Origin of the sequence: Noviherbaspirillum album (assembly GCF_035916955.1) — a bacterium.
GTDB lineage: Bacteria > Pseudomonadota > Gammaproteobacteria > Burkholderiales > Burkholderiaceae_D > Noviherbaspirillum > Noviherbaspirillum album.
Genome location: NZ_JAWIIV010000086.1, coordinates 1,897 through 6,120, shown reverse-complemented (window position 1 = coordinate 6,120; position 4,224 = coordinate 1,897). Strand labels below are relative to the sequence as shown.

The 4,224-nt window shown below is 50.8% G+C and carries 4 tRNA genes and 1 rRNA gene; all 5 read right to left on the bottom strand.

The window, feature by feature from the left end:
* Window positions 1-142: 142 nt before the first annotated feature.
* A 23S ribosomal RNA gene (locus RY831_RS32570) occupies window positions 143-3,139 on the bottom strand.
* A gap of 532 nt (window positions 3,140-3,671) precedes the next feature.
* A tRNA-Gly gene (locus tag RY831_RS32565) sits at window positions 3,672-3,747 on the bottom strand.
* Between the two features lie 59 nt (window positions 3,748-3,806).
* Window positions 3,807-3,883, bottom strand: a tRNA-Val gene (locus RY831_RS32560).
* A gap of 161 nt (window positions 3,884-4,044) precedes the next feature.
* Window positions 4,045-4,120, bottom strand: a tRNA-Ala gene (locus tag RY831_RS32555).
* Between the two features lie 9 nt (window positions 4,121-4,129).
* Window positions 4,130-4,206, bottom strand: a tRNA-Ile gene (locus tag RY831_RS32550).
* Window positions 4,207-4,224 lie beyond the last annotated feature (18 nt).

Here is a 4,224-nt window from a genome sequence, read left to right as displayed (position 1 = left end):
GCCCAATCCTGGAAGAAGCAGCCTGCCACCATCACCCTCAACGGGCCATGGCGCAGCTTTCGATTTATCACATGTCTTGTTGGCGGGCGTGATGCCCAATCATGGCATACGCTCTACTCTTGTCTACACCTGTCAAGGTTATAGAGACAAGCCGCACGGGCAATTAGTACTGGTTAGCTTAACGCATTACTGCGCTTCCACACCCAGCCTATCAACGTCCTGGTCTCGAACGACCCTTTTGGGAGATCAAGTCTCCGGGAAGTCTCATCTTGAGGCAAGTTTCCCGCTTAGATGCTTTCAGCGGTTATCTCTTCCGAACTTAGCTACCCGGCCATGCCACTGGCGTGACAACCGGTACACCAGAGGTTCGTCCACTCCGGTCCTCTCGTACTAGGAGCAGCCCCCCTCAAACTTCCAACGCCCACGGCAGATAGGGACCAAACTGTCTCACGACGTTTTAAACCCAGCTCACGTACCACTTTAAATGGCGAACAGCCATACCCTTGGGACCGGCTACAGCCCCAGGATGTGATGAGCCGACATCGAGGTGCCAAACTCCCCCGTCGATATGAACTCTTGGGAGGAATCAGCCTGTTATCCCCAGAGTACCTTTTATCCGTTGAGCGATGGCCCTTCCATACAGAACCACCGGATCACTATGTCCTACTTTCGTACCTGCTCGACTTGTCAGTCTCGCAGTTAAGCACGCTTATGCCATTGCACTATTAGCACGATGTCCGACCGTACCTAGCGTACCTTCGAACTCCTCCGTTACACTTTGGGAGGAGACCGCCCCAGTCAAACTGCCTACCATGCACTGTCCCCGATCCGGATAACGGACCAAGGTTAGAACCGCAAACAAACCAGGGTGGTATTTCAAGGTTGGCTCCATGGCAACTGGCGTCACCACTTCAAAGCCTCCCACCTATCCTACACAGATTGGTTCACAGTCCAATGCAAAGCTACAGTAAAGGTTCATGGGGTCTTTCCGTCTAGCCGCGGGTAGATTGCATCATCACAAACATTTCAACTTCGCTGAGTCTCGGGAGGAGACAGTGTGGCCATCGTTACGCCATTCGTGCAGGTCGGAACTTACCCGACAAGGAATTTCGCTACCTTAGGACCGTTATAGTTACGGCCGCCGTTTACTGGGACTTCAATCAAGAGCTTGCACCCCATCATTTAATCTTCCAGCACCGGGCAGGCGTCACACCCTATACGTCCACTTTCGTGTTTGCAGAGTGCTGTGTTTTTATTAAACAGTCGCAGCCACCAGTTTATTGCAACCCCTTCACCCTTCTGGCGCAGGCCAGTCAAGCTACCAGGGCGTACCTTATCCCGAAGTTACGGTACCAATTTGCCGAGTTCCTTCTCCCGAGTTCTCTCAAGCGCCTTAGAATACTCATCTCGCCCACCTGTGTCGGTTTGCGGTACGGTCTCGTTAGACTGAAGCTTAGAGGCTTTTCTTGGAACCACTTCCGATTGCTTCGCGCCACTAGGGCACTCGTCCCAACCCCTTGAATCATGTGTCCGGATTTGCCTAGACACCTTCTCCGAGTCAGAAACCGGGACATCCAACACCCGGACAACCTTCCGCGATCCGTCCCCCCATCGCATCTAACGACGGTGCAGGAATATTAACCTGCTTCCCATCAGCTACGCATCTCTGCCTCGCCTTAGGGGCCGACTCACCCTGCTCCGATGAACGTTGAACAGGAAACCTTGGGCTTACGGCGTGCGGGCTTTTCACCCGCATTATCGCTACTCATGTCAGCATTCGCACTTCTGATACCTCCAGCATCCTTTACAAGACACCTTCGCAGGCTTACAGAACGCTCTCCTACCATCTACATTGCTGTAGATCCGCAGCTTCGGTGACTGGCTTAGCCCCGTTACATCTTCCGCGCAGGACGACTCGATCAGTGAGCTATTACGCTTTCTTTAAAGGATGGCTGCTTCTAAGCCAACCTCCTGACTGTTTTAGCCTTCCCACTTCGTTTTCCACTTAGCCAATCTTGGGGACCTTAGCTGGCGGTCTGGGTTGTTTCCCTCTTGACGCCGGACGTTAGCACCCGACGTCTGTCTCCCAAGCTCGCACTCACCGGTATTCGGAGTTTGCAATGGGTTGGTAAGTCGCGATGACCCCCTAGCCATAACAGTGCTCTACCCCCGGTGGTGATACTTGAGGCACTACCTAAATAGTTTTCGGAGAGAACCAGCTATTTCCAGATTTGTTTAGCCTTTCACCCCTACCCACAGCTCATCCCCTAACTTTTCAACGTTAGTGGGTTCGGACCTCCAGTACCTGTTACGGCACCTTCATCCTGGCCATGGGTAGATCATCTGGTTTCGGGTCTACACCCAGCGACTCAATCGCCCTATTCGGACTCGCTTTCGCTACGCCTTCCCTATACGGTTAAGCTTGCCACTGAATGTAAGTCGCTGACCCATTATACAAAAGGTACGCAGTCACCCCTTGCGAGGCTCCTACTGTTTGTATGCACACGGTTTCAGGATCTATTTCACTCCCCTTCCGGGGTTCTTTTCGCCTTTCCCTCACGGTACTGGTTCACTATCGGTCGATATCGAGTATTTAGCCTTGGAGGATGGTCCCCCCATGTTCAGACAGGGTTTCACGTGCCCCGCCCTACTTGTCGCAAGCCTAGTTCCACAATTCGGATTTCATGTAAGGGGCTATCACCCTCTATGGCCGGAGTTTCCAATCCGTTCCACTATCCGTACTGCTAAAACTTGCAGGCTGATCCCATTTCGCTCGCCACTACTCTGGGAATCTCGGTTGATGTCTTTTCCTGCAGCTACTTAGATGTTTCAGTTCGCCGCGTTCGCTTCGCACACCTATGTATTCAGTGTGCGATGACCCAGAGGGCCGGGTTTCCCCATTCGGAAATCTGCGGATCAAAGCTTGTTTGCTAGCTCCCCGCAGCTTATCGCAAGCTACTACGTCCTTCATCGCCTGATATCGCCAAGNGTGCGATGACCCAGAGGGCCGGGTTTCCCCATTCGGAAATCTGCGGATCAAAGCTTGTTTGCTAGCTCCCCGCAGCTTATCGCAAGCTACTACGTCCTTCATCGCCTGATATCGCCAAGGCATCCACCATGTGCACTTATTCGCTTGTCCCTATAACGTTGACTTCTCGGCAGCGAACCGAGAAACGCTATAGAGCTTGAGTATGAATATGCCGTATTCCAGACTTGCTCGCATGCGTGTTACCGCTACGAGAACTCTTTCATACATATGATTGATGACAATCACAACCCACCAGTCTTCCAACACCCTCATCACAAAGGCATCAGTCAACTGATAAATCTTTACTACTTCTTCCAGATTGTTAAAGAACAATAAAGCCAATGATCGTAAAACGATCAAACCTAAATAGCACTGCTNGTCCCTATAACGTTGACTTCTCGGCAGCGAACCGAGAAACGCTATAGAGCTTTGAGTATGAATATGCCGTATTCCAGACTTGCTCGCATGCGTGTTACCGCTACGAGAACTCTTTCATACATATGATTGATGACAATCACAACCCACCAGTCTTCCAACACCCTCATCACAAAGGCATCAGTCGACTGATAAATCTTTACTACTTCTTCCAGATTGTTAAAGAACAATAAAGCCAATGATCGTAAAACGATCAAACCTAAATTGATGGAGCGGGAAAAGAGTCTCGAACTCTCGACCTCAACCTTGGCAAGGTTGCGCTCTACCAACTGAGCTATTCCCGCTTTGTCGTATCACATAACAACAGCGACCAACTTAGGTTTGATGTTTTCATCACATAAAGTGGTAGGTCTGATTGGACTCGAACCAACGACCCCTACCATGTCAAGGTAGTGCTCTAACCAGCTGAGCTACAGACCTGCTTTATGCAGTTATTGGCTTTTATTANNNCGACTGATAAATCTTTACTACTTCTTCCAGATTGTTAAAGAACAATAAAGCCAATGATCGTAAAACGATCAAACCTAAATCGCATTCATCGTCGCATCGCTGTGATGCCGAACCGACTTAGGTTTGATGTTTGGTGGAGGTTGACGGGATCGAACCGACGACCCCCTGCTTGCAAAGCAGGTGCTCTCCCAGCTGAGCTAAACCCCCATTGTCGTTTGGTGGGTCTAGTTGGGCTCGAACCAACGACCCCCGCGTTATCAACACGGTGCTCTAACCAGCTGAGCTACAGACCCCAACGCTGTCTTGGCTTT